Raw genomic sequence first — 26,275 nt, forward strand, 5'->3', positions numbered from 1 at the left:
TATTAAGCCAGCTTCGCCATTGTCGAGAAGATGCCTTCAGTGGTCGAATCGATTTCGCTTTGCAGCAACTCATCAATCCGGCGCGATTGGATTTCGCGATTCACACCAAACAAATCTATCTTATCCAGCAGGTGCATGACCAAAGAAGTGACGACAGCAGTCAACATGGATGAAGCAATGATCGCAAGCCACTCTGGCATGCCAGAACTGCTTAGCCATGATTCAATGGCAAGAGAGGCAAAGATGGATAGTGAGCCCGCGAACAGCTTCAGCAGGGCATCGCCTTTCTGTGTCGACGTAGTTTTCTCATCCCGCAAGATAGGAATAGCGCTCATCAATATCTTGAACCCTTCCTTCACCAGTCGCATGACTTGCTTGAAGACACCAACAAAGCAATTAAGAATGCCTTCCATTAGCATCGAAAGGAAGTTCTTAAAAAAGCCCAGCGCGGCATCCTTGAGCAACGGAAGTGCATGAGACCACAGGTGGTCTTTCATTCTCCCCAAGCGGATCTTAAGGGCTTCCGAAAAGCTGTCGGCCCCAACCCCCTCCTCGATACCATTCTTGATACAGTCGCTCAGCTCATAGTAGATAGGCTTTATCGCGAATATGATCACGTTGCCTAGCGCATAGTGACTGGATGCATTGGCCGCATCCTTCCCTAGCGTGATCTGCACTTCGTTGTCGAAGAGAACGTTTTTGGCTACGGTCACATTGGTTTTGGTATCAATGGCTTGTTGTGCCTTATCCATCGCCTCGATTTGGTTTTGCCGGGTTTTCCTCTCTTCATCGCTAAGTTTGTGCTTTTTGTTTTTGAACTGGACATACCCTTGGTCTAATTCAGCCTGCAACTCATCCCGCGTTTTGTCGAACTTGCCGATATTAGAGCCGGCGTTGTTTTGCTTGCTGGTGACGGCATAGTTTTCATCAATGTTGATGATGGTTTTGATGTCGTCCAGATGTAGCGCCTTATTGCTCTTTAGCGAGTTGCAAATCTCAGCACAAGAAACGATGTGATCCGTTTCAGCATAACGATCACTTCTTCCCTCACTATTGGCCTGAGCTTTTGTCAGGAAAATGTCCTTTCCGTCGTACTCATCTTTGGCACGATAATCGCCATTAAAATGAGCCTCCTTCTTGGCTTTCATCTTTTTACCATCACGCATCAAGAGTTCTTCATCTTTGCGCGTCATGGATCCGCCATTGAAGCTCGAATGACTGCCGAACTCCGCAATGTTGTCCCGCTCATTCAGGTTTTCGGTATAGCTATCTACCATTGGGCTACTGTTTGCAGCATTCGCATAGGTAAACACCCTGCACTCCTGATACAGGCGGGAGGCAGTTAGCCCCTGCTTGGTGCCCATCTTGAAAGCCCGCATAACACCGTCGAACAAGCTGAGGAAGACAGGCTCCAATATTTTTTCGATGGCACTGCCTGTGTTCAGGCTATCCAGAAGAGCCTGAGCCTCTCTTTGAGTAGCTATGGCATCCGTGTCTTCAAGCTGGTTACTGAAGGCTTTTGCCGAATCAGTACCTTCAATGAAAGCCTGATCAACCGGGGTGTCCAAAAACTCCACCATCGTTGAAGGCGATGCAAGCGCTCTTGGGGTCTGTACATCTCTGGCTTGACGCATCTTTTCCAGACGGTCTAAATGTTGATTTTTAGTTGTCATATCGCGCCGACTCCCATTACGCTGCTGCCAGCTTGTTCCAGATCTCAACAAACTCAACATCAGCTTTAGTCGGGTTTTCTTCAATACTCGCCATGATGTCAACGATTTCGGTGAACATTCGCTTGTGATGCGGCTTATCAAAGCCCTTTTCTCTGATGAGCGACCAGACCGTTCTCAAGTTTGGCGGGGTTAGTGTCATTTCCCTGACTTGATCTTGGACGTGTTTGGATCGCGTTTGCACCTTGCCAATGCCGAACACCAAGTCTTCCAAGGCTTCGACCTTGTAGACTGGCAATGACCCATTAGCGCGGGCACAGCTAATGCCGACTGCATAGGCGCAAATGATGAGATCATCACGCTTGCTCGCTTCTTCAGTCATCGCCTTGATGCTTTGATGTAACTGAGCAAGTTTGGCAGCATATAGAGCTTTCCCCTTTTCTTTCCCTTTTTCCTCCCCCTTTTTATAGCCATCGGCATGACCTTCTTTTTTGCCAGATTCTTTGCCTGCAAAATACGTCATTAAGATTGCCGCAACCGCCCCGACTCCTGCCGCTATTCTTCCAAAGCTCATTGGCCGCTCCCTCTTGTTGCCATTATTATGAATGGTGAATAGTCTGCCATAACAATATAGCTAGCTGTTATTCCCCCACTGCGAGGCGCTGATGCGATAAACCTACTGGATTTGACATTACATGAGTAGGTAGCGGGATCACAATCACAGGAATTCTGGCGTATTCTTCGCACCAAGCGAAGTGGGTGTGTGCTCCTATTCAATCCAACCCTCTTTCGGTATCTCCCTCAGTGGCAAGATGAATCGCCCCGGCTTCTCTAGACACTTTCGAGCCGCTCGAAATATTGCTTTTCACACTCTACTGGCGATAGCCCATTGTTGAAACTGTGCCGGCGCTTGGGGTTGTAAAACATTTCAATGTAATCGAACACATCCTGCCGGGCTTCCTCGCGATCCGCATAGGTTTTACGTCGGATCCGCTCGCGTTTTAGGAGCTGGAAGAAACTCTCCGCCACCGCGTTATCATGACAATTGCCACGTCTGCTCATGCTGGCCTTAAGCCGATGATCCCGCAAAAAATCCTGCCAGTCATAGCTGCTAAACTGGCTCCCTTGGTCGGAATGAACCAGCACTTCCTGCTCCGGTCGCCGTCGCCACACCGCCATCAGTAACGCGCTGATAGCCAGCTCTCGGTCGATACGTGGCCCCATTGACCAACCAATGACTTGTCGTGAGAACAAATCCAATACCGCGGCCAGATAGAGCCAACCTTCATGGGTTCGGATATAAGTGATGTCTGTTACCCAGACCTTATTTGGCTCAGTCACATCGAACTGGCGTTCAAGATGGTTCGGTGCAACCACCGTTGGCCGGCCACCATAATGACCGGGACGGCGGCGATAACCGGTTTGTGAACGTAAACCTTCATGACGCATTAATCGCGCCACCCGGTGTTTCCCACAGGTCTCGCCCATCTCTCGCAGGTCATCCCGGATCTTGCGATAACCATAGATGCCCCCGCTTTCTAGCCAACATTGCTTGATCTGGCCAAGAAGGCGTTGGTCTTCCAGGGCTCGGGCAGATAAAGGCTGGTGCTGCCAGGCGTAATAACCGCTCGGGTGGACATTCATCATCCGACACAGTCTGCGGATGGGATGTGCGGACGCGTGCTCCCGGATGAAGGCGTACCTTACCCTGACAGCTTGGCAAAGTACGCGGCGGCCTTTTTTAAGATATCTCGCTCATCGGTGACGCGACGCAGTTCAGCCTTGAGGCGCCGAATTTCGGCTTGCTGGCTGGAGTCATCCTGTTGCTGCGCTTCGGGTTGGCTGTAGCGTTTGATCCAGACATAAAGACTGTGGCTGGAAATACCAAGTCGTTCAGCGACCTCTGCTACTGGGTAATTGCGCTCAGTCACCTGCTTGACGGCTGCCAGTTTGAATTCTTCTGTGTAACGTTGCTGCTTGCTCATAACACCTCCTGATTGACCTCAGTTTGAGGCTCTTGAGGTGTCTAGGAAAGTAGGGGCGATTCAGTATTGACCGGAAGAGACCAAGGCACTGGCGACAGAATGGCGAGCCGTATGGAAGCAGACCTCATCAAGGTTTTCGATACCGGCTTTCTGCAACACCCTCTCATAGGCGCACCTTGGTTCACCGATGGGCTTGCCCTGACAGCGAATGTGCTGACTCGCGAACACATAGGGATTACCGGCTATTCTGGGGAGCTTCTCCAGAATATCGATAGCCAATGTGCTCAGGTAAATGATCCGGCTCTTGCCATTCTTGGTCAGGGGTACGAACAGCGTCTTATCCTCCCAGTTCACATGCTCCCATTTAGCGAGTAACACCTCTGATTTTCTTGCCCCCGTCAGATAGAGCATCGCGATGAAACTGCCTGCGGCTTGATTGCGGTCCTGCAATGCCACCTCAATGACCCGTTTCATCTCTTCAATCGATAGGAAACGCGTCCTGGCATTGTCCTCCTTCAACAGCTTGATCTTGGCCGCCTCATTAGTGTCCAGAATGCCCCAGCGCACCGCATAGCTGCCCATGGTCTTTAACTGGGCCAGCACACGGTTGGCGGTACTCGGTGCGTAGGCCGTCTGCTGAGGGTTGTTGGGGTGAACCATCTCCGATTGCAACTGCAGGACATCCATCGCCTTGAGTTGCCGGTAACGCATGGCACCAAAGCGTGGTTCGATATTGTGTTTAAACCGCTGAATGTCGCTGCTGATCGACCGTTTACCAATGGTCTTGAGGTGCGGCAAAAAGGTCTGCCAGAAGAACTCCGACAGGGTGGGCTCTGTTTTGTAGCTGTCGCGTTCTGCTACCGGGTCGATGCCTTCTGCCAGCATCGCCTTGTACTTGCGGGCAATGGTCCTGGCTTGGCTCACATCGATATCACCGAATCGTCCCAAAGCGATGCTGCGCTTCTTGCCCTGGAGGGTATAGCGCAGTAGGAAACGCTTACTGCCCTGGCTTTTTCCTGACAAGAGTTTTAAGCCGATGACCTCTGTATCGGAGAACTCCAGTTCAGTAGCGCCAGCCTCTCGTTGTTGTGCGGGCAAAGCCTTGATGGCTGCATTGGTAAAGCGAAATTTGGTCTGCATAGATACCTCCGATGATGGGTTAGATCATGGGATTAATATCTGTTTCAAAGAGGATTCAATGCGGGTTTGGGAGGGGTGAAGACGAAGGGGTAACGGTGAGCGGCACTTGCTTCAGCACCAGAAACAGACCCCGGAAAAGTCCGGAGCAGTAGCCTACCAAACGTCCTTGGCTATGTTGGAAGACTGAGCAGGTTGTTCGCAACGAATTGCAGGAAGTAGTAAGTCGCTTAGACAAGAAATGGACAAGAAAGGAAAACTGACAGAGGGAAAACGCTGGGGAGCAGAAACAAAAACGACGCAATGAAGCGTCGTATCTGTTTAATCTGTAAGGCTTTTTTCTTCAATTTTAATGGTGCCCGAGGCCGGAATCGAACCGGCACGACGCGAACGTCGAGGGATTTTAAATCCCTTGTGTCTACCGATTTCACCACTCGGGCACCGCAATCGGTATCAAGTCCGCGCGGCGGGCTTGTCAATATGGAGGCACGTTCCGGAGTCGAACCGGACTAAACGGATTTGCAATCCGCTGCATAACCGCTTTGCTAACGCGCCATGCAAAAGAGAGAAACTCTCGATTGTCTGAATTTGGAGCGGGAAACGAGACTCGAACTCGCGACCCCGACCTTGGCAAGGTCGTGCTCTACCAACTGAGCTATTCCCGCATCGGTCCGGCTGACTGCCTGACTGTGAGAACGCATTCTAGCGATGTTCCTCGTCCAGTCAACCAAAAACATTTAATACGCTGATCGTTCGGGTGTTTTTTACCCTTGTCCCGCACTTTCAGCACTCATGGCCGTTTCTCGGCCCCAGTGGCAAAGAAACGATCATTTTCCCATCGGCGACTAGAAGCGGGAGTGGTAGGTCAGATCGCCCCAGGCCGCCTTCATGTACTGGAACATGGACCAGAAGGTAAGCACGGTGGCCACATAGAGCAGCACATAGGCGAGCCACACCATCCAGATGTCGTATTGCCAGATGAGGCCGGTGAGCGACACCATCTGGATCATGGTCTTCCACTTGCCAATCCAGCTGACCGCCACCGAGGAGCGCTTGCCAAGCTCGGCCATCCATTCGCGCAGGGCGGAGATGATGATCTCGCGGCCGATCATGGTCATGGCGGGGATGGTGACCCAGACGGTGTTGTAATGCTCGACGATGACCACCAGGGCCGCGGCCACCATGATCTTGTCGGCGACCGGATCGAGGAAGGCGCCGAAGGCGGTGGACTGGTTCAGCTTGCGGGCGAGATAGCCGTCAAACCAGTCGGTCGCGGCCGCCAGGATGAAGACGATGGCGGCCGCCATGTAGGACCACTGGTAGGGAAGGTAGAACAGGATGACGAAGACGGGGATGAGCAAAATCCGAAAGAACGTCAGCAGGTTAGGAATATTTGTCATTATTTTCAGCCACTTCTTGTATGCCGCTACATGGTAGCCCCAAGCCGATCGCCGATGCAACCGGACAGGTGCCCGCCTTGGTCTATTAATCCATCAATAACCTCAGGATGCGGGCCATTATGGCATTTGCGGCCCCCCTGCGTCACGGCTCTTGTGCGTCTGGTGCGAGGCCTGAGCACCAAAACGAGGGACGGATCGTGAATCGCCAGGCTCATCCCGCGCCGGCATGGCGGCTATCTATCCAAACCTGGGCGAAACCGCACTCTATGGTCGTTCACTCGGGCACCTCGGATGCTTGGTTGGGCGCCTCCCACTCTCCGGGAATGCCCCGAGTGAACAACCGACAGCGAGATCACAGCTAGAGCGAGTGCAGGGCGTCGTGGATGGACTGGGCCAACTCCTGGCTGATGCCGGGCACCTTGGCAAGCTCGTCCACCCCGGCTTTTTTCACCTCCTGCAGACCGCCCAGGTATTTGAGCAGCGCCTGCCTCCGTTTCGGTCCCACCCCGGGAATGTCTTCCAGGGTACTGGTGGTGCGCGCCTTGGCACGGCGGGCGCGGTGGCCGGTGATGGCGAAGCGGTGGGATTCATCGCGAATGTGCTGGATGAGGTGCAGGGCGGGCATGTCCGCCGGCAGGTGCAGCTCCTCGTGACTGTCCCCCAGGATCAGGGTCTCCAGCCCCGCCTTGCGGGTCACCCCCTTGGCGATGCCCACCAGGAGCGGATACTTGCCGCCGAGAAACTCCAGCTGGTGCGCCAGTATCTCCTCCGCGCGGCGCAACTGGCCGAGACCGCCGTCGATGAAGAGCACATCCGGCACCTTGTCCGGCTCCTGCTGCTTGCCAAAGCGGCGCTCCAGCGCCTGCTCCATGGCGGCGTAGTCATCGCCGCCTGTGATGCCGTCGATATTGAAGCGGCGGTATTCCGAGGAGAGCGGCCCCTCCCGGTTGAACACCACGCAGGAGGCCACGGTGCGCTCCCCCATGGTGTGGGAGATGTCGAAGCACTCCATGCGGGCGATGGGACGCTCCAGCTCCAGCAGTTCCTCCAGCTGATCGTAACGGGCGGTGATGGTGCTCTTGTGGGCGAGGCGCGAGCGCAGCGCGGTCTGGGCGTTGATGGCGGCGAGCTTGATGAAACGCGCCCGTTCGCTGCGCGTCCGGCTCACCACCCGCACCCTGTAGCCGGCGGTCTGGCTCAGGGTGTCGGCGATGACGCTCTCATCCTCCAGCGCCACGTCCAGCAGCACCTCGCTCGGGATCTGCCGCCCCCCCTGCCCCGACAGGTAGAACTGCAGCAGGAAGGATTGCACCACCTCCTCCAGCGGCGTGTCGGCCGGCACCTTGGGGAAGTAGCTGCGCGAGCCCAGCACCTTGCCCTGGCGAATGAAGAGCACGTGGATGCAGGCGGTCCCCTGCTCGAAGGCGACCCCCACCACGTCCAGCTCGTCCAGCACGTTGCCGCTCACCGACTGCTGCTCGGTGACCCGACGCAGGGCCTGGATCTGATCCCGATAGCGGGCCGCCTCCTCGAAGCGCAGATCGCCGCTGGCGGACTCCATCTTGCCCACCAGTTCCCCTATCACCTGCTGGTTCTTGCCCGCCAGGAACAGCTTGGCCAGTGCCACCTGCTGGGCATACTCGGCCTCGCTCACCAGCCCCGCCACGCAGGGGCCGGCGCAGCGCTTGAGCTGGTAGAGCAGGCAGGGGCGGGTGCGGTTGGCATAGACGGCGTCCTCGCACTGGCGCACCGGGAAGATCTTCTGCATCAGGTGCAGGCTCTCGCGCACCGCACCGCCGGAAGGATACGGACCGAAATACTCCCCCTTCACCTTGCGGGCACCGCGATGGACACCGATACGCGGGTGCTGATGGTCGGTGATGATGATCCAGGGGTAGGACTTGTCGTCCCGCAGCAGCACGTTGTATCGAGGCTGGTACTGCTTGATGAGGTTGTGCTCGAGGATCAGCGCCTCGGTTTCGGTGTGGGTGACCGTTACCTGCACATCGGCGATCTGGCGCACCAGGGTGCGGGTCTTGATGCTGTCGACGTTGGCCCGAAAATAGGAGGCGAGCCGTTTTTTCAGATCCTTGGCCTTGCCCACGTAGATGACAGTGCCGCCGCTGTCGTACATGCGGTAGACGCCGCTCTGGTGGGTGACGGCGCTCAGAAATGCCTTGCTGTCAAACAGGGGCTCGGGAGAGGGGGTCATGGGCAACTCGACTCAACGGATGAATGCAAAAAGACGGGGGAAGCATACTGCGCCCGCAGACTGAAAAGCAAAAGGGGCTGAAAAAGCAAAAGGCGGCACAGGCCGCCTTTGGTGTCCACACGCCCCCTTACAGGGTGTCGGCATCCAGCATGCCATAGCGAATGGCCAGATGGGTCAGCTCCACATCGCCGTTGATCCCCAGCTTGCTGAACAGGCGGTAGCGGTAGCTGTTGACCGTCTTCGGGCTCAGGTTGAGCTGCTCGGAGATGTCGGTCACCTTCTGCCCCTTGGTGATCATCATCATGATCTGCAGCTCCCGCTCGGAGAGGGACTTGAAGGGGTTCTCGTCGGCGGAGGCAAACTGGCTCAGGGCCATCTGCTGGGCGATCTCCGGGGAAATGTAACGCTGCCCGGAGTGCACCAGGCGAATGGCGTGGATCATCTCGTCCGGCGCGGCCCCCTTGGTGAGATACCCGGCGGCGCCCGCCTGCATCACCTTGGTGGGGAACGGATTTTCTGAATGAATGGTCAGCACTATGATGCGCACATCGGGGCGGATCCGCAGGATCTTGCGGGTCGCTTCCAGACCGCCGATGCCCGGCATGTTCATGTCCATCAGGATCACGTCGGGGTGATGTTGCCGACAGAAGGCCACCGCGGTCTCCCCGCTCTGCGCCTCGCCCACCACCTTGATCCCGCGGACGTCTTCCAAAATGCGTCTTATCCCTGTACGCACCAACTCATGATCATCGACCAGGAATACATTAATCACCCAAACACCCCGTTTTTTATCTCGTTATATGCCAGTTAGGGTTAACACGGCGTCTTGCATCATAACCAAACTCGCCGATTTGGCAAACCATGGCCGGGAAAAGTTTGAAACTGCTCGTAAAATCCGTTTTAAATCAAATTACTATATAAAGAATCAACAGAAAAACGGCGCCTTGAGGCGCCGTAATGCATCAAACCCGTTCAGCCGGCCTCATCCGGCCAGCAGCGCGCGCACCTTGTCCAGATCGGCCTGGGTATCCACCCCGACCGGCGGGGCCTCGAGCGCCTGGGCCACGTGGATCTTCTCCCCGTACCAGAGCACCCGCAGCTGCTCCAGCGCCTCGACCTGCTCGAGCGCGCTGGGCGCCCAGTCCACGTAACGCTGGATGAAGCCGGCGCGATAGGCGTAGATGCCGATGTGGCGCTGGTAGTGCGCGCCAATCTGCTCGTGGCTCCCCGCAAAGCGATCCCGATCCCAGGGAATGGGGGCGCGACTGAAGTAGAGGGCATACCCCTCCCTGTCGGTCACCACCTTGACGGCATTGGGGTTGAACACCTCTTCGGCATCGTGGATCGGCACCGACAGGGTCGCGATGGGCGCCGTGGCGGCGGCCAGGTTGTCCGCCACCTGGCGGATGATGGCGGGGGGAATGAGGGGCTCATCCCCCTGCACGTTGACCACGATAGTGTCGGCGGCAAAGCCGTAGTGACGGCACACCTCGGCCAGACGCTCGGTGCCGGACTGGTGATCCGGTGAGGTCATGCACACCTCGACCCCGGCAGCGGCGGCAAAGGGGGCCAGGGCCTGCTGCACCCGCTCGTCATCGGTGGCGACTATCACCCGATCGGCGCCCGATTGCAGGGCCTTCTCCACCACGTGCTGCACCATGGGCTTGCCGTGGATGTCGGCCAGCGGCTTGCCCGGCAGCCGGGTGGAGGCATAACGGGCCGGAATGACGACGACGAAACTCATGGCTTCAGCTCTTCCAGCGGCAGGTGGCGGGCCCGGTTCTCCAGCAGCACCGGGATCCCCTCTTCCAGCGGATAGGCCAGCCTGTCGAAGCGGCAGATGAGCTCCTGGGAACCCGCGTGAGCCTGATAGTGCAGCTTACCCTTGCAGACCGGGCAGGCGATGATGTCGAGCAGTTTAATATCCAGTGCCACAACCAAACTCCTTTAACGATGTCGGACAGGCGATGATGCCTGGCCATTGATATGCTGTGCCGGGCCCGCTGCCGGGCCCGTTCCGTTGCGTGGGCGCGGGGTCAGGCCGTGCGCCCTCTCTATGTTTTCCGGTTGCCGGCCGGGGCCGACACACCCGCCCCCTGCAGGGTACGCAGCAGCGCCTCCCCCAGGGCATCGGGCAGCTCGGCGCTGACCGGCAGGTACCACCAGTGCGCCGGCGCGAAGGGGCGGCACTTGACCGCATCCTTCTCCGTCATCAGCAAGGGGCGCTGGCCGAAGCGGGCGAGCAGTTCGGCGGCGTCGAACGCCTGGTGATCCCCGTAGCCGACGCTCTGCTCCAGCTCGTAGCCGAGAGACGTCAGAGTGGCGAAGAAGCGGGGGGGATGGCCGATGCCCGCCAGGGCGTCCACAGGCCCCGAGAGGGGTGCCTCGAGCGGCGCGTCGTCGCACACCCGGCGAGGGGTGCCCGGGATCAGGCCCATGGCGTACTCGCCCGGCGCGGGCTCGCCGCCGTTGCAGAGGATGGCATCCACCCGCTTCAAGCGGGTGATCGGCTCGCGCAGGGGCCCCATGGGCAGCAGGCAGCCATTGCCGAAGCGGCGCATCCCGTCCACCACCACCAGCTCGATGTCGCGGGCCAGGGCATAGTGCTGCAGGCCGTCGTCGGTGACTATGATGTCCACCTCGCCGCTATGCTCCAGCAGGCGCACCGCGTCGGCCCGTTTGGGGGCCACCGCCACGGGGCAGCCGCAGCGTCTGGCGATGAGCACAGGCTCATCCCCCGCCTCGGCCGGGGTGCTGGTCTCATCGAGCCGATAGGGATAATGGGGGGCCTTGCCGCCATAGCCGCGGCTCACCACGCCGGGGCGCCAGCCGCGGGCCTGCAGTTGCTCCACCAGCCAGACCACCACCGGGGTCTTGCCGTTGCCCCCCACCGACAGGTTGCCCACCACGATGACCGGCAGGCTGGCGCGATAGCTCGCGAGCCAGCCCCGGCGATACCCCAGACGGCGGATGCCGCTGACCAGGGCAAACAGCAGGGCGAAGGGGGCCAGCCACCAGCGCCAGCCGCTGTTTCCGTACCAGAGCCGCGCCAGCATCAGGCCTGGTTATCCACGGCAGCGCCGGCCGCCGCATGGCCGAACTGGATGGCGCGCAGCTGGGCATAGGTGCCCTGCCGGGCCATCAGTGCCTGGTGGTTGCCACGCTCGACGATATGGCCCTCGTCGATCACCAGGATCTCGTCCGCCTTCTCGATAGTGGAGAGGCGGTGCGCGATCACCAGCGAAGTGCGCGCCTTGCACAGCTCGTCGATGGCCGCCTGGATGTGGCGCTCGGACTCGGTGTCCAGGGCCGAGGTGGCCTCGTCCAGCAGCAGCACCGGGGAGTCGCGCAGCAGGGCGCGGGCGATGGCGATGCGCTGGCGCTGACCACCGGAGAGGGAGGCGCCGTTCTCGCCGATGACGGTGTCATAGCCGTCCGGCATCTTACGCACGAAGTCGTCCGCATGGGCGATGCGGGCCGCCTGCTGGATCTCCTCCAGGCTGTAGCGCTCTTCCGCCGCGTAGGCGATGTTGTTGGCCACGGAGTCGTTGAACAGATGCACGTGCTGGGAGACCAGGGCGTACTGCTTGCGCAGCTCGCTCAAGCGGTATTCGCGGATGTTGACGCCATCCAGCAGGATCTCCCCCTCTTCGATGTCATAGAAGCGGGTCAATAGGCTCGCGATGGTGCTCTTGCCGGAGCCGGAACGGCCCACCAGGGCCACGGACCTGCCCGCCTCCACCTTGAAGCTGATGTTGTGCAGCGCCGGGGTGTCCTTGGTCGGGTAGGTGAAGGTGACATTGCGGAATTCAATTTCGCCGCGGGCACGATCCAGGGTGCGGGTGCCGGTGTCCTGCTCCGGGGTGGAGTCCAGCAGGCCGAACAGGCTCTGGCAGGCGGTGATGCCGCGCTGGAACTGGTTGTTCACGTCGGTCAGGCTTTTGAGCGGCTTGAGCAGCATCATCATGGAGGTGACCATGACGGTGAAGGTGCCCGCGGTCAGGGTCGCCTTGACGCTGTCGATGGTGGCCACATAGAGGAAGACCGCCAGGGCGATGGAGGCCACCATCTGGACGATGGGACTGCCGATGGCGTCGGCGGCGACCATCTTCATGGTCTGCTGGCGCATCCGGTTGCTCACCTGGTAGAAGCGCTTGTCCTCCACCTCCTGGCCACCGAACATCAGCACCTCCTTGTGCCCCTTGAGCATCTGCTCGGTGGAGGTAGTGATGTCACCCACCGCCTGCTGGATGTGGCGGCTGATCTTGCGAAAACGTCGGCTGATGATGCTGATGAGGATCCCGACCAGGGGACCCACCACCAGGAAGATCACCGACAACTGCCAGGAGTGCCAGAACATCAGGCCGAGCAGGCCGATGACGGTGGCCCCTTCCCGCACCAGGGAGACCAGGGTGGAGCTGGCGGCAGACGACACCTGGCCGGCGTCATAGGTCACCTTGGAGAGCAGGTTGCCGGTGTTCTGACGATCGAAGAAGCTCATGGGCATCGCCATCAGGTGGCTGAACACCTGCTGCTGCAGGCGCATCACCACGTGGTTGCCGACCCAGGCCATGCAGTAGTTGGAGAGGAAGGCGGCGCAGCCGCGCAGGGCCACGATGCCGAGCACGAAGAAGGGCATCCACTTCAGCACGCTGCTGTCGTTGCCGTTGAGCCCCTGATCGATGAGCGGCTTGATGGAATAGACGAAGGTGGTATCCACGGCCGCATAACCCAGCATGCCGATGATGCCGCCAACCAGTCCCAGCTTGCGATCCCGGACATAACCGAGCAGGCGCTTGAAGACGGTCCAGCTCTCTTGTGAGGTTTCTTGTTGCATGAATAGCCGTTAATAAGGGAAATGACGGGCTATTCTAGCCAAACCTTGAAGCTTCACCAAGCGCCGCCGGCGCGATGGGCCGAACCCGGGTCACAAAGGGGGGCCTCCTGGCAAGGGGCGACTTGCCGGCCGCTCACTCCTCCCGCCATGCCTGGGGTCGCCACCAGGCTCCACCGCGCCTGTACCAGGGACCCTGCTCCCGCTCGGCCCGGATCCTGAGCCCCTCTTTCCCAGACTCGATCAGGATGGCGCCATCCTCGCCGGTCACCCACTGCCGCGCCCCCTGGTAACGCGCCACCACCTCGGGCCGGGGAAAGCCCCACTGGTTCATGAAGCCCGCGCTGTGCACCACTAAGGCCGGCTGCACGGCGGCGACAAAAGCCGGGGTCGAGGAGGTGCGGCTGCCGTGGTGAGGGCTCACCAGCAGGGTGCTGGCCAGCCCCTCTCCCCCGCCCTCCTCGCTTTCCAGGGCCAGCAGGCGCCGTTCCGCCTGCTGTTCGATGTCACCGCTGAGCAACAGTCGATGGCGCCCGTCACTCAACTGCAGGACGCAGCTGTCGTTGTTGCGCCCCGCCCCGGGCCCCGGGGGCCAGAGCACCCTAAGATCCAGCCCCTGCCAGCGCCACTGCTGGCCACGACGACAGGCCTGGGTGCTCGGCGCAAACGGGAAGGAGGAGAGCTCGCGGCGCACCGGCATGCTCTGCAGCACCGCCTGCCGGTTGCCCGCGTGATCCCTGTCCCTGTGGCTGATGATCAGGGTATCGAGCACCCTGACGCCAAGCCGGCTGAGCAGGGGCAGGATGGCCGCATCCGCCATGTTGTAGCCCCCGGGGTAGCGATCCCCCGTATCGAACAGGATGGCTCGCTCCCCCCGGGTGACGAGCACCGATAGCCCCTGTCCCACGTCCAGCACCCGCACCTGCCAGGGGGTGGGCCTGGGCCAGACGGCCAGCAGCAGGGCCGCCACCACAGGGAGCAGCAGGAAGCGGCCTCCCGGCAGATGCCAGGCCCCCCACAGCAGGATCAGCAGGACGCTGGCAGGCATCAGCCAGCCGGGGACAGGCCACCAGAGCTGCAGGTGGTCAGCCAGCCATCCCAGCCCCCGGAGCACCCACTCCAGCCCCAGATCGGACAGCCAGAACAGGCCATGGGCCAGGGGGCTGGCGATCGGGGCCACCAGCACGCCGATGAGCGCCAGCGGAATGATGCCGAGGCAGAACAGCGGCAACGCCAGCAGGTTGAGCAGGAGCGCCAGGGGCGCCATCCCCTCGAACAGCAGCAGCTGCAATGGCAGCAACCCGAGCAGCAGCAAGAGTTGCAGCCGCACCAGGCCGGGACGCACGTGCAGCAGGCTCGCCAGCAACAGCAGGGCCACTGCCATAAAGGAGAGCCAGAACCCCGCCGAGTAGAGGGCGAAGGGGTCCCACAGGATCAATACCACGAAGGCCCACAGCCAGATGCGGTGGCTGGGCCAGTCCCGTTTCAACCAGCGCAGCAGGCTCCACACCAGCACCATGATGAGGGCCCGCTCGGTGGCCACCGCAAACCCCGCCAGCCAGCTGTAGGTGGCCGCGAACAGGAGCGACACGCCGATGGCCCCGCGCAGCCCGAACAGCCGGCCAAGCCACCAGCCGAGCACCGCCACCAGGGCGATATGCTGGCCGGAAATGGCGATGATGTGGGTCAGGCCGCTGCCGCGAAAGAGCTCCCACTGGGCGTCCGTGATCCCCCCCTGCTCCCCAAAGGTGAGCGCCGCCAGCAGGGGAGCCTGCGCCAGCCCCTCCCAGGCGCGGCTTGCCGTTGCCAGCCAGCGTTCGCGCAAGCCCGGGGGGACGGCATCCAGGGCGATGACCCGGCGCAGGTTGCCGGTGGCCGTGATCCCCTTGCCGAGCAGCAGGCGCCGCCCGTCCATCCCCGCCTCGTTGGCCAGGCCATGGGCGGGCTTGAGGGAGGTCGCCAGGGTGACGCGACTGCCGGCGGGCAGCGGCGGCAGCGCCTGGTAGGCATTGACCCGCACCAGGGGCGACGGGGCAAGGGGGCGATCGTCCAGGGTCTCGAGGCGCAGCAGCAGGCGCACGAATTTATCCTGATCTTTATCGCCAGAGGGCTCCGTACTTTGCACTTGTGCGGTTATGATGTGGCTCGTTTTTTTGCCCAGCTGATCCAGCCAGGCCAGCCGGTGGTGCATATTTCCCTGCATCCAGAGGATGCCGAGCAGCAGAAACAGCAGCCGCCAGCAGCGACAACCGGCGAGAGGGAGCGCGAGCAGCAGCGCCAGGCCCCCCCATTCCCATGAAGGCAGCCATGGCCAGAGCAGTGAGGAGCTTGCCCCCAGGGCAAACGACAGCAGACGCAGATCCATGGAGCAAGTATCTAGCAAGGTTTAACACATGCCCAAACGAATCATAAAACGCTGGTTGCCCGACCAGGACAAGCTCAAGGAGCACAAGCACCTGCGGCTGTTCGGCAGGCTGCTGCTCGATGCCAACCTGTGGCATCTCAACCGGCGCTCCGCCGCCGGCGCCTGTGCGGTCGGCCTCTTCATGGCCTGGATCCCCCTCCCCTGCCAGATGCTGCTGGCGGCCGGCGGCGCCATCGCCTGCCGGGTCAACCTGCCCCTCTCCGTGGCCCTGGTCTGGCTCTCCAACCCCTTCACCATGCCGCCCATGTTCTATGGCGCCTATCTGACCGGCTGCCAGTTGCTGGGGCAACCCTCCCGGCACATCGAGATCGAGTTCACCTGGGCCTGGCTGGTGTCTGTGTTCGAGACGGTGGCCCCGCCGCTCTTGCTGGGCTCCCTGGTGCTCGCCCTGTTGAGCTCGCTGATCGGCTACACCCTCATTCGCACCTGCTGGCGCATCAGCACCGTTCGTCAGTGGCACAGACGCAAGGTGGTACGCGCATGCTGAGCCGCTGGTTTGCCCGCTTCAAGATGGACCCGGACACCCTGCGCCGGCAGAAGTGGTTCGCCCTGTTTGGGGAGCGCCTGCTGACCCCCGACCTCTGGCAGAGCACCCCCCGGGCCCTCTGCGGCGCCGTGGCGGTCGGGCTTTTCGCCAGCTGGATCCCGGTGCCCATGCACTCCCTGGTGGCCGTCGCCCTGGCGCTGGCGTTTGGCTTCAACCTGCCGCTGGCCCTGCTGGCGGTCTGGTTCAACAACCCGCTGACGCTCCCCTTCATGTACCTCTATGCCTATCGCACCGGCTGCCTGGTGCTGCATGAGACGCCGGAGCCCTTTCACCTCATCTGGTCCCTGCACTGGCTGGAGCACGAGGCCGCCACCCTGGTGCCCCCCTTCCTGCTGGGCAGCCTGCTGCTGGCGATATTGACCGCCACCACAGGCGCCCTGCTCACCCTGCTGACACTGCAACTGGGCAGACGGATCCGCGCCTCCTGAGGATCCCCCACCGTCACGCCGCGTCCACCGGGCGCGGCTTGCCATCATTTGGCTCTGCCACCACACTCCTTGTAACCCGTTGTTTTTCGTCCCTCATGCGAGACAAGGAGCCCCCCATGGCCGAACCGCTCACGCTGGCCCATGCCAATGGCCACCCCCTCTCTCTGCTGCCCGCCATGGCCAATCGCCACGGCCTCATCACGGGCGCCACCGGAACCGGCAAGACGGTCACCCTGCAGGTGCTGGCGGAGGGCTTTTCCCGCCTCGGGGTTCCCGTCTTTCTGGCGGACGTGAAAGGGGATCTGAGCGGCCTGGGCGCCGCCGGCATGCCATCCCCCAAGCTGGACGCCCGCCTGGCCCAGCTCGGCATCCCCGCCCCCGCCTTTGCCGCCAGCCCCACCCTGTTCTGGGATCTCTTTGCCCTGCAAGGTCATCCGGTGCGGGCCACCGTCTCCGACATGGGGCCCCTGCTGCTCGCCCGCCTGCTCGGCCTCAACGACACCCAGAGCGGCGTGCTGGAGCTGGTGTTCAAGGTGGCGGACGACGAGGGGTTGCTGCTGCTCGATCTGAAAGACCTGCGCGCCATGGTGCAGTTCGCGGGGGACAACGCCAAGACCCTCACCACCCGCTACGGCAACGTGTCCACCGCCTCCATCGGCGCCATCCTGCGCAACCTGCTCACCCTGGAGAGCGCGGGGGGCGATCACTTCTTCGGCGAGCCCATGCTGGACATTCAGGACCTGCTGCAGACCGACGAGGCCGGTCACGGCCATATCAACGCGCTGGCCGCGAACAAGCTGACCCAGTCCAGCCGGCTCTATGCCTGCTTCCTGCTCTGGCTGCTCTCCGAGCTGTTCGAACAGTTGCCCGAGGTGGGGGATCCGGAGAAACCCGTGCTGGTCTTCTTCTTCGACGAGGCGCACCTCCTGTTCAACGACGCCCCCAAGGCGCTGCTGGAGAAGATAGAGCTGGTGGTGCGGCTCATCCGCTCGAAAGGGGTGGGTGTCTACTTCGTGACCCAGAGCCCGGCCGACATTCCCGACAGCGTGCTGGGGCAGCTCGGCAACCGGATCCAGCACGCCCTGCGCGCCTTTACCCCGAGCGATCAGAAGGCGGTGCGCATCGCCGCCAACACCCTGCGCGCCAACCCGGCCTTCGATGCCGCCGGCGTCATCACCGAGCTGGGGGTCGGGGAAGCCCTGGTCTCCCTGCTCGACGAGAAGGGGCGCCCCGGCGTGGTGGAGCGCGCCTTCATCGCCCCTCCGGCCAGCCGCATCGGTCCCCTGAGCGACCCCGAACGGCAAGCCCTGATCCAGGGCTCATTGCTCTACGGCCGCTACGAGACGCCGGAAGATAGGGAGTCCGCCTTCGAGCGGCTCAATGGGGGCAAGGTGACCCCCACAAGCGAGCAAGGCAGCGAGCAGCCATCCAACGGGGAAGGCGGTCTGCTCGATGCCCTCAACGGCATCCTGTTCGGTCGCACCGGCCCGCGCGGTGGCCAGCACGACGGCGTGGTGCAGACCGCCGCCAAGAGCGTGGCCCGCACCCTGGGCAACGAGGTGGGGCGGCAGCTGGTACGGGGGGTGCTCGGCTCCCTGCTGGGGGGCGGCAAGCGTCGCCGCTGAGGTAAAAACCGCAGGAACGAAAAAGCCCGCCGAGTCTCCCCGGCGGGCTTTTTATTGAACGGATACCCATGGCTCGCTTACAGCACCTTGGCGATGGCGTCGCAGAGCGGATCTATGTTGGCTCGGGTGATCCCGGCCACGCTGATCCGACCGGAGCCGACGATGTAGATGGCGAACTCGCTCTTGAGGCGCTCCACCTGATCCTTGGAGAGGCCGGAGAAGGAGAACATGCCGTTCTGCTCGCGGATGAAACCGAAGTCCTGGCTCACGCCGCGTTCCGCCAGCTTCGCCACCAGCAGCTCGCGCATCTCGCGAATGCGCACCCGCATGGCGGCCACTTCTTCCACCCACTCGGCATAGAGGGCCGGATCGCTCACCACGGCGGTGACGACGGCGGCGCCGTGGGACGGCGGGTTGGAGTAGTTGGCACGGATGACGGTCTTCACCTGGGTGAAGGCGACGTCGGCAACGTCCTTGGTCGCGCAGACCAGGGTAAAGGCACCGACCCGCTCGTTGTAGAGGCCGAAGTTCTTGGAGAAGGAGCTCGCCACCAGCAGCTCGTCGTGGCACTCGGCGAAGATGCGCAGGCCTTCGGCATCTTCCTCGATACCGCGGGCAAAGCCCTGATAGGCGAAGTCAAACAGCGGCAGCCAGCCGGCGGCGGCGCTCTGCTCGGCCAGGGCGCGCCACTGATCGCTGGTGGGGTCTATGCCGGTCGGATTGTGGCAGCAGCCGTGCAGCAGCACCAGATCGCCGGCCTGGGCCTCGGAGAGTGACGCCTGCATGGCCGCAAAATCGAGCCCCTTGGTCGCGGCATCGTAGTACTTGTACCACTTGACGGTCAGACCGGCCGCCTGGAACACGCTGACGTGGTTGGCCCAGGTGGGATCGGAGATCCAGATGGTCTTGGCCAGGCCGTTGCGCACCACGAACTCGGCGGCGATGCGCAGGGCACCGGTACCACCCGGCGCCTGCGCCGTCTTGGCGCGACCGCTGGTCACCAGCGCCGAGTCACGGCCGAACAGCAATTGCTGCACGATGCGGCCGTATTCGATATTGCCTTCGATACCGAGATAGTTCTTGGTCTTCTCGTCGGTCAAGAGCTTCTGTTCGGCTTTCTTGACGCAATGAAGGATAGGAGTAGCACCGGTCTCGTCCTTGTAGATCCCGACCCCCAGGTTGATCTTGTGGCTGCGAGAGTCGGCACGGAAGGCCTCGGTCAGGCCCAGGATCGGATCCGCTGGGGCGGCAACAACCTTTTCAAACATGGTATTCCCTGTATTCCGTTGAGTTCGTTGGCTGGCAAAGTAGGTTGGCAAACAAAAGCGCCCGTCTGGCGAGCGCTCCGTCAACTCTTTATACCACCGCCTTCCAGAGGGGAAAACCGCTTTCTCGATGTCGCTGGCAGCCCGTCAGCCAACGGCGTGCCAGTCGGGCGCCAGGGCGCACACCTCGGCCGAGAGCCCCTGGTTGGACTCCACCAGATCGGCGCACAGCGCCAGCAGCGGGCGAGGGAGACGGCTCGGCTCCCAGGGGCGACTGTCCTGCAGAGGCGCACCGTAGGCCGCCTTGATGGGCACGAGATCCCGCGGCAGCCACCAGCTCGCCGGGCGCCCCAGCCGCTGGGCCAGCATCAGCACCCTGTCGACGCCGGCCGGATCCAGGGCGGTGAGGTGACTCCAGAGCGTATGGGGAGGCAAGGCGGCAATCAGGGGTTGCAGGGCGCCGGGATCCTCGGCGGGATGCCAGACCAGCAGGGCGTCGGCGGGCAAGCGCAGCTCGGCAAAGGCGCCGACGCAATCCGTGCTGATCACCCGCTGGATCTCCCCCTCCCCCCAGAGGATCTTGCCAAGCCCCGTCAGGGTGCGGGCCGGCAGCGCCACCTCCCCCAGGGTCTGAAGCCAGGGGGTGGCATCGAGCAGGGTGCCGCCGCTGAAGAAGAGGCTGAACGGGCGTGCAGAGCGCAGGCGAAGCGGCAGATCGCGGCACAACCGGATCCCCTTGTCTTCGAAGTCGATCTGTTCGATGGGGCTGAAACTCGCCTCCCCCTTGCGGTAGAGGGCCGCCAGCACCCGATCGTTGACCTTCTCCCCCAACTGCCAGCCGTGGGACTGCAGCCACTCCTCCGGCTCCGGGGGGGCGCACGCCATCTCCGCCAGCATCAGCTCGCGGGTCAGATAGCGCCGTCCGGCCGGGGTCAGCTCATAGCGATGGTTGCCGAGGGTGAGTAGCAGCTGGTTGTCCCTCAGCATGCCGACAAGGGGCTGCCACTGGCGACCACGGATAACCTGGGGGGGCCCGCTCAACAACTGCTGCGCCAGCGCGCGCCACTCGGGGTGGGTAAAATCGATCAAAAGGTATCCTTCCCTGCCGGCCTGCCCTGTTTCAACAAATTGAATAATCTAGCGATTTACGAGAAGAGAGCCAAGGGGGCAAGGAAGACAACGTGACCTGGCGCAGCACCAGACGTCAAAAGGAAGCGAAGGAGGTGAAAGGCAAACAAAACAAAACGGCCAAGCAAGCTTGGCCGTTTATCCACTAAACCCGTACTAGGACTGGATTAGAAGTTGTATTGCAGGGCAACAGTGAACTCGTCGTCCAGATCGTCGATACCTTGGATCTTGTACTCGGTGTACGCCTTCAGCTTGGAAGTGAAGTTGTACTGAACACCCAGCAGGGTTTCGTCAACCTGGTCTTCGTAAGAAGAACCGGCCAGCTTATCCTTGCCTTCCTTGAAGTTGTAGCCAGCCAGGAAGGTCCAGGCATCTACGTTGTAGGAAGCAGCCAGTTCATAACCGTGGCCTTTGCCACCGATACCGTTGGAGTCGTTGCTGATCTCACCTTCGGTGTAGACACCGGCGAAGTAGAAGCCGTTGATGGCGTAGTGCGCGCCCAGGGCCCACTCGGTCTTGTCACCGGAATCGCCAGTGATCTTGTTCTCCAGGTCGGAGTAAGCGTAACCAGCGTTGAAGCCCAGACCGAAGTCGAAGTCGTAACCGGCAGCAGCTGCATAGCCGTAGTTACGCTTCAGGTTGGGAAACACGTCAGTAACGGTTTGACCACCTACGTCGGAGACGATGACCGCGGTGTCGTCGTTGGTCTGGTAGGACAGCTTGCCTTTGAAGCCCTGGTAGCTGTTGGAATAGATGATCTGGCCTTCTTGACGACCGTCATAGTAGTTACCAGCATCACCCCACTCGTTGAAGATGTCGGTCGGCTCCAGCACGTCGTAGAACGCGGTGTCGGTCTGGCCGAAGATGATCTTGCCGTACTGGGTACCGTCGAAACCGACATAAACGTGACGTGCCTTGAAGGTGTCGCTGTCGGAGTCGTTGTTGTTGGAGTTCTCGGAGGCAACCTGCCACTCGGTCTTGGCAATACCGGACCAGGTGTTGTTCAGCGCAACTTTACCGGACCAGCCCAGACGGGAGGTACCGATCAGCTCTGCGTCAGCATCGTTGTGGTCGGTATAGTAGTTAGCCTGAACACGGCCATAGATATCAAAGGAGGTGCCGTCTTTGTCGTAAACGACAGCAGCGTTGGCTGCGGATGCGAACAGAGCCGGGATAGCAATAGCCAGAATTGTCTTTTTCATAGTTGTTTCCAATGCCTACTGTAATTAAACACTAAGTCCTTGTTATTCCCTGTGTTAGCGATGTTCTTTGCATCACTATGCCGCCGAGACTATCACCGGGTTTTCCGATCCGCAACGAAAAAACTTGGAACTTTTTGAGAAAACCATAGTCATAGGGAAAAAATTGTGAGCTGAATCCCATATTATTTGCCCCGCTAGGGAAAACGTTTACAGCGATACTCTCTGCCTGAATCACGCTTTTTTGGTGGTTTATTGCACGCGCCATCCACCCCATGACATAAGTGCGGCCCCCCTTCCATGACGGCTGCTTCCCCCTTGCCTCGACCCGAGTCACCTCTTGCGGGTATCCTGTGCTGATTCACCTCCCACAGGGTTACACCGCCTTTATGCTATCGACTCGTCTCAAAGCCACCATCCGCAATACCTATCGCCAGATTGCCGATGGTTTACCCGGTTTTGTGCCGCGTAAGGAGCAGAATTTTCTGGTGGCCGAGATCGCCAAGACCCTCACCGGTGAATATGACAAAAGCCGCCGCATCCTGGTGGCCGAGGCGGGCACCGGCATCGGCAAATCCCTCTCCTATGCCCAGGGGGCCATACCGGTGGCACGACTGACCCAGAAGAAGCTGGTGATCTCCACCGCCACCGTCGCCCTGCAGGAGCAGCTGATCCACAAGGACCTCCCGTTCTACCATCGCCACAGCGAGCTGCCGTTTCGCTTCATGCTGGTCAAGGGCCGCCAGCGCTACTGCTGCGAGCATCTGCTGGAACAGGCCGCCCAGGGCAGCGACATGGCCAACTTCGAGCTCGACTTTGGCGCCCTGAGCAAACACAAGCCGTCGGATGCCGACAAGGCGTGCTACCAGGCTCTGTGGCAGGCCTATACCGAGGGCAAGTGGGACGGCGATCGGGACAACTGGCCCAAACCCATCCCGGACACCTGCTGGGATCCCATCGCCGCCGATCGCCACACCTGCAACAAGGCGCTCAGCCACCACCAGCACTGCCCCTTCCACCGGGCAAGAAACGACATGGATGCCGCCGACGTGCTGGTGGTCAACCATGCCCTGCTGCTCTCCGACCTCACCATGGGGGGCGGCATCATTCTGCCGCCGCCGGACGAGTGCATTTATGTGCTGGACGAAGCCCACCACCTGCCCACCATAGCCCGCGACCACGGCGCCGCCAGCGCCAGCATCAAGGGATCCCGCCGCTGGCTGGAGAAACTGGCGCAGAGCGCGGGCAAGCTGGCCAGGACGCTGAACAAGGAGAGCCTGCTCGACCCCCAGCTGAAACTGCAGGATGCCCTCGCCTCCCTGCAGCCGGATCTCAAGGCGCTGGAGCAGTGGCTCGCCAGCCACGAGCACCTGTTTGGCAGCGAGCAACACCACAGGTTTGCCGACGGCGTCCTGCCCGACCCCCTGCCCATGCTGGCGGAGAACCTGAAAGAGGCGAGCAAGAAGGCGCTGCGGGCGCTGGACAGAATGCAGGGCGCCATCGGCGAGGCCCTGAAAGACGGCGAAATTCGTCGCAAGGAAGCCGAGCCCCTGCTGGCGGAGAGCGGTTTTCACCTGCAACGGCTGGAGAGCTTCTGCGCGCTGTGGGAGATGCTGAGCCGCCATGTGCCCACCGGCAAGACGCCCCTCGCCCGCTGGATGGCCAGGAGCGAGGATGGGGACATCTGGCTGCACGCCTCCCCCATCGAGGTGGGTTATCTGCTGGAGGAGTGGCTCTGGTCCAGGTGCCTTGGCGCCGTGCTGGTCTCGGCCACCCTCACCGCCCTCTCCTCCTTCAATTATTTCCGCCATCAGGTAGGGCTGAAAGAACACGATGGCACCCGCTATCTGCGCCTTCGCTCCCCCTTCGACTATCACAAGGCCGAACTCTATCTACCCAAAATGGTCCATGAGCCCAGCGCCCCCGCCTTCACACAGGAACTGATCGATACCCTGCCCCGCCTGCTGGCCGGCAAGGAGGCGAGCCTGGTGCTCTTCTCCTCCTACCGGCAGATGAACGAGGTGGCGCTGGGGCTGCGGGCCAAGGGGATGTCGCTGCTGGTGCAGGGGGAGGCGTCCCGCAGCGCCCTGCTCACCCTGCACAAGCAGAAGTGCGACGGCGGCCAGGCCAGCATCCTGTTCGGCACCGGCAGCTTCTCCGAGGGGCTGGATCTGCCCGGCCACTACCTCACCAACCTGGTGATCACCAAGCTGCCTTTCGCGGTGCCGAACTCCCCCGTGGAGGAGGCGACCGCCGAGTGGATAGAGCAGCGCGGCGGCAATCCCTTCCTGCAACTGACGGTGCCTGAAGCCTCCCGCAAGCTCATCCAGGCCTGTGGCCGCCTCATCCGCAAAGAGGCGGACCGGGGCCGGGTGACCATACTCGACCGCCGCCTGCTCACCAAACGCTACGGCAAGGGACTGCTGGACGCCCTGCCCCCCTTCACCCGGCGCATCGAGTAAGGTTCGGGGTTCTCAGGCCGACGAACCGAGCGGGGATCCCGGGAGGCAAGAGCAAGAGAGAGCAAAGCGGCTGTCCACCCTCTCGCTGGCGGAGGATTCCCTCCCCCTCACGGCGGACGGTGTCATAAACGGCTATTGCCGCTCCAGGGCAAACCTGTAAAAATGAGCCCCTATTTTTCAGTGGGCAATCGCCTGACTGTTCAAGGAGATGAAATGAAACTGACTGTTCTGGTGCCGGCCCTGGCTGGTCTGTTGTGGGCAGGTAGCGCCCTGGCTGATAGCCAACTGGAAATAACCAATCCCTATGTGGTGCAGCTCATCGATGGCGAGACCATCAACCCCAAGCTGCTCGACAAGACCAGCAGCTTCTCCATCAGCGCCGGCAAGCACCAGGTGGTGGTGGCCTTCGAGGGCAATTACTCCAATCGCAACGACATCAAGCTGGTGACCGCCGAACCCCTGGTGATCAACTTCACCGCTGGTGACAACCAGACCCTGGTGCTGGACTACAAGAAGCCCCGCAACGAAGACGAAGCCAAGGCCTTTATCAAGGAGCAAAAAGTCGTCCTCAAGGACAAGGTCAGCGGCCAGGCCGTCGAGACCGAACAGTTCGTCATGCCGACTGTGGATGGCTTCCAGCTGACCCGCGACTATCAGCAGGAGCTGATCAAGATGGGCAAGGCCTTCAACCAGCCCAAGACGGTCGCCGTCTCCAGTGCCGCCGTCATGGCTGCCGCCAGCGCACCGGTCGAAGTGGCCCCGAGCAAGGCCCAGAGCAATCCGGAAGCCCTGACCCAGCTGCAGAGCTGGTACAACAAGGCCGATGCGGAGACCCGCAAGGCCTTCCAGATCTGGGTGATCCAGCAGCAGTAATGGCGCCTCGCACGCCTGCATGAAGGGGAGCCTGGCTCCCCTTTTTCATATCCGTTCAGGCCGACGCTGCATGTCACTGCGCATCTTCTATCACCCCCACTACTCCGCCCTGGTGCTGCCCGAGCGCCACCGCTTTCCCCTGGCCAAATACCAGGCGCTGTTTGAACGACTCGGCGACCTCGGCTATCCGCTGGCAGAGGCTCCGCCCGCGAGCCGCGATCAGATAGCGCGGGTTCATGATGCCGACTACGTGGATGCCGCCCTCCAGGGGCGCCTCGACCAAGCCGCCATCCGTCGGCTCGGCTTTCCCTGGTCACCCCTGCTGATCGAACGCACCCTGCGCTCGGTGGGCGCCACCCTGGCCGCCAGCCGCCACGCCCTCGAACAGGGTTGCGGCTTGCAGATCTCCGGCGGCTACCACCACGCCCATCGGGACTTTGGCAGCGGTTTCTGCCTGTTCAACGATCTGGTGATCGCGGCCCGGACCTGCCTGGACGAGGGACGCTGCGAGCGGGTGCTGATCGTCGATCTCGACGTCCATCAGGGGGATGGCAGTGCGGCGCTGTGCGCAGGCAGCCGCGATATCATCACCCTCTCATTGCACGGGGAGCACAACTTCCCACGCCACAAGCCAGCCTCCCACCTGGATTTCGCCCTGCCAAGCGGCATGGGGGACGACGCCTACTTCGAAACCCTGGCCCAGGCGCTGAGCCTGGCGCTGAGGCTCCACGCCCCCGACCTCATCCTCTATCAGGCCGGGGTGGATGTGCACCGGGACGACGAGCTCGGCTACCTCTCCCTGACCGACGCCGGCGTGCGCCAGCGCGATGCCATGGTCTTTGACTATGCCGTTCGCAACGGACTGCCCATCGCAGCCGTACCGGGAGGCGGTTACCGGCGAGACTGGCAACAGTTGATCCCGCTGCACCTCTCCCTGTTCGAGGAGGCGCGGCGCCGCTTTGGTTGAGCGGCCCCCCCCCCCCGGCCCAGGACATGCAACAGGCGACCCCGGGGTCGCCTCTTCCTTATATGGGGTCGCCTCTTCCTTATATAAGGCACAACAGTGATGGCCGACACGCGCTTCG

The 26,275-nt window shown here is 61.5% G+C and carries 21 protein-coding genes and 3 tRNA genes; 6 read left to right on the forward strand and 18 right to left on the reverse strand.

What is annotated here, in order from left to right:
- Positions 1-2: 2 nt before the first annotated feature.
- From I6L39_RS19305 to I6L39_RS19375, 15 genes are all read right to left on the reverse strand, one after another.
- Complete coding sequence (locus I6L39_RS19305) at positions 3-1,673, reverse strand: hypothetical protein (RefSeq protein ID WP_216990556.1); 1,671 nt, start codon at positions 1,671-1,673, stop codon at positions 3-5.
- A 16-nt stretch (positions 1,674-1,689) separates the two neighbouring features.
- A complete protein-coding gene (locus I6L39_RS19310) occupies positions 1,690-2,244 on the reverse strand; it encodes a hypothetical protein (protein WP_102948592.1) in 555 nt (184 codons plus the stop codon).
- Between the two features lie 257 nt (positions 2,245-2,501).
- A protein-coding gene (locus tag I6L39_RS19315) for an IS3 family transposase (protein ID WP_216990557.1) occupies positions 2,502-3,655 on the reverse strand; the annotation gives its coding sequence in 2 pieces (ribosomal slippage) (positions 2,502-3,418 and positions 3,418-3,655; 1,155 coding nt in all).
- 60 nt (positions 3,656-3,715) lie between these two features.
- A complete protein-coding gene (locus tag I6L39_RS19320; protein ID WP_216990558.1) occupies positions 3,716-4,795 on the reverse strand; it encodes a site-specific integrase in 1,080 nt (359 codons plus the stop codon).
- Between the two features lie 350 nt (positions 4,796-5,145).
- Positions 5,146-5,232, reverse strand: a tRNA-Leu gene (locus I6L39_RS19325).
- Positions 5,233-5,273: 41 nt separating this feature from the next.
- Positions 5,274-5,347, reverse strand: a tRNA-Cys gene (locus I6L39_RS19330).
- Positions 5,348-5,381: 34 nt separating this feature from the next.
- A tRNA-Gly gene (locus I6L39_RS19335) sits at positions 5,382-5,457 on the reverse strand.
- 180 nt (positions 5,458-5,637) lie between these two features.
- Positions 5,638-6,192 carry a CDP-diacylglycerol--glycerol-3-phosphate 3-phosphatidyltransferase gene (gene pgsA / locus I6L39_RS19340; RefSeq protein WP_042078839.1) on the reverse strand — a complete coding sequence of 185 codons (555 nt, stop codon included), beginning with the start codon at positions 6,190-6,192 and terminating at the stop codon, positions 5,638-5,640.
- A 358-nt stretch (positions 6,193-6,550) separates the two neighbouring features.
- Positions 6,551-8,404, reverse strand: a complete 1,854-nt coding sequence (gene uvrC, locus I6L39_RS19345) for an excinuclease ABC subunit UvrC (RefSeq protein ID WP_216990559.1) — start codon at positions 8,402-8,404, stop codon at positions 6,551-6,553.
- Positions 8,405-8,531: 127 nt separating this feature from the next.
- Positions 8,532-9,176, reverse strand: a complete 645-nt coding sequence (gene uvrY, locus I6L39_RS19350; RefSeq protein WP_010675231.1) for a UvrY/SirA/GacA family response regulator transcription factor — start codon at positions 9,174-9,176, stop codon at positions 8,532-8,534.
- 210 nt (positions 9,177-9,386) lie between these two features.
- Positions 9,387-10,148: a 3-deoxy-manno-octulosonate cytidylyltransferase gene (gene kdsB, locus I6L39_RS19355; RefSeq protein ID WP_216990560.1), complete on the reverse strand. Its 762-nt coding sequence runs from the start codon at positions 10,146-10,148 to the stop codon at positions 9,387-9,389.
- The gene (locus I6L39_RS19360; RefSeq protein WP_042078837.1) at positions 10,145-10,339 is read right to left on the reverse strand and encodes a Trm112 family protein; all 195 of its coding nucleotides are present in this window, start codon (positions 10,337-10,339) and stop codon (positions 10,145-10,147) included. The genes kdsB and I6L39_RS19360 overlap by 4 nt, the downstream gene beginning before the upstream one ends.
- A 119-nt stretch (positions 10,340-10,458) precedes the next feature.
- Entirely contained in the window at positions 10,459-11,460 is a 1,002-nt protein-coding gene (gene lpxK, locus I6L39_RS19365) for a tetraacyldisaccharide 4'-kinase (RefSeq protein WP_216990561.1), read from the reverse strand.
- Positions 11,460-13,241: a lipid A ABC transporter ATP-binding protein/permease MsbA gene (gene msbA, locus I6L39_RS19370; protein ID WP_216990562.1), complete on the reverse strand. Its 1,782-nt coding sequence runs from the start codon at positions 13,239-13,241 to the stop codon at positions 11,460-11,462. Before msbA ends, lpxK begins: the two co-directional genes overlap by 1 nt.
- Positions 13,242-13,374: 133 nt before the next feature.
- Positions 13,375-15,603, reverse strand: coding sequence for a DNA internalization-related competence protein ComEC/Rec2 (locus I6L39_RS19375; protein ID WP_216990563.1), 2,229 nt, complete (start codon positions 15,601-15,603; stop codon positions 13,375-13,377).
- Between the two features lie 28 nt (positions 15,604-15,631).
- Between I6L39_RS19375 and I6L39_RS19380 the strand changes: the two genes are divergently transcribed.
- The 3 genes from I6L39_RS19380 to I6L39_RS19390 all read left to right on the forward strand — a co-directional run bounded on the left by I6L39_RS19380 (position 15,632) and on the right by I6L39_RS19390 (position 18,263).
- The gene (locus I6L39_RS19380; RefSeq protein ID WP_209792941.1) at positions 15,632-16,150 is read left to right on the forward strand and encodes a DUF2062 domain-containing protein; all 519 of its coding nucleotides are present in this window, start codon (positions 15,632-15,634) and stop codon (positions 16,148-16,150) included.
- The gene (locus I6L39_RS19385) at positions 16,144-16,638 is read left to right on the forward strand and encodes a DUF2062 domain-containing protein (protein ID WP_216990564.1); all 495 of its coding nucleotides are present in this window, start codon (positions 16,144-16,146) and stop codon (positions 16,636-16,638) included. Before I6L39_RS19380 ends, I6L39_RS19385 begins: the two co-directional genes overlap by 7 nt.
- A gap of 116 nt (positions 16,639-16,754) precedes the next feature.
- Entirely contained in the window at positions 16,755-18,263 is a 1,509-nt protein-coding gene (locus tag I6L39_RS19390; RefSeq protein ID WP_216990565.1) for a helicase HerA-like domain-containing protein, read from the forward strand.
- Positions 18,264-18,340: 77 nt separating this feature from the next.
- Here I6L39_RS19390 and I6L39_RS19395 read toward each other — a convergent pair whose 3' ends face one another.
- The 3 genes from I6L39_RS19395 to I6L39_RS19405 all read right to left on the reverse strand — a co-directional run bounded on the left by I6L39_RS19395 (position 18,341) and on the right by I6L39_RS19405 (position 21,858).
- Positions 18,341-19,531: an amino acid aminotransferase gene (locus I6L39_RS19395; RefSeq protein ID WP_216990566.1), complete on the reverse strand. Its 1,191-nt coding sequence runs from the start codon at positions 19,529-19,531 to the stop codon at positions 18,341-18,343.
- Positions 19,532-19,675: 144 nt separating this feature from the next.
- Positions 19,676-20,617 carry a hypothetical protein gene (locus I6L39_RS19400; RefSeq protein WP_216990567.1) on the reverse strand — a complete coding sequence of 314 codons (942 nt, stop codon included), beginning with the start codon at positions 20,615-20,617 and terminating at the stop codon, positions 19,676-19,678.
- A 206-nt stretch (positions 20,618-20,823) separates the two neighbouring features.
- Entirely contained in the window at positions 20,824-21,858 is a 1,035-nt protein-coding gene (locus I6L39_RS19405) for a porin (protein ID WP_216990568.1), read from the reverse strand.
- Positions 21,859-22,244: 386 nt separating this feature from the next.
- Between I6L39_RS19405 and dinG the strand changes: the two genes are divergently transcribed.
- From dinG to I6L39_RS19420, 3 genes are all read left to right on the forward strand, one after another.
- Complete coding sequence (dinG, locus tag I6L39_RS19410) at positions 22,245-24,317, forward strand: ATP-dependent DNA helicase DinG (RefSeq protein WP_216990569.1); 2,073 nt, start codon at positions 22,245-22,247, stop codon at positions 24,315-24,317.
- Positions 24,318-24,530: 213 nt separating this feature from the next.
- Entirely contained in the window at positions 24,531-25,190 is a 660-nt protein-coding gene (locus I6L39_RS19415) for a DUF2057 domain-containing protein (RefSeq protein ID WP_216990570.1), read from the forward strand.
- Between the two features lie 70 nt (positions 25,191-25,260).
- Positions 25,261-26,157 (forward strand): histone deacetylase, encoded by an 897-nt coding sequence (locus I6L39_RS19420; RefSeq protein WP_216990571.1) that lies wholly within the window; start codon positions 25,261-25,263, stop codon positions 26,155-26,157.
- Positions 26,158-26,275 lie beyond the last annotated feature (118 nt).

Source organism: Aeromonas sp. FDAARGOS 1409 (assembly GCF_019048705.1).
Lineage (GTDB): Bacteria > Pseudomonadota > Gammaproteobacteria > Enterobacterales > Aeromonadaceae > Aeromonas > Aeromonas sanarellii.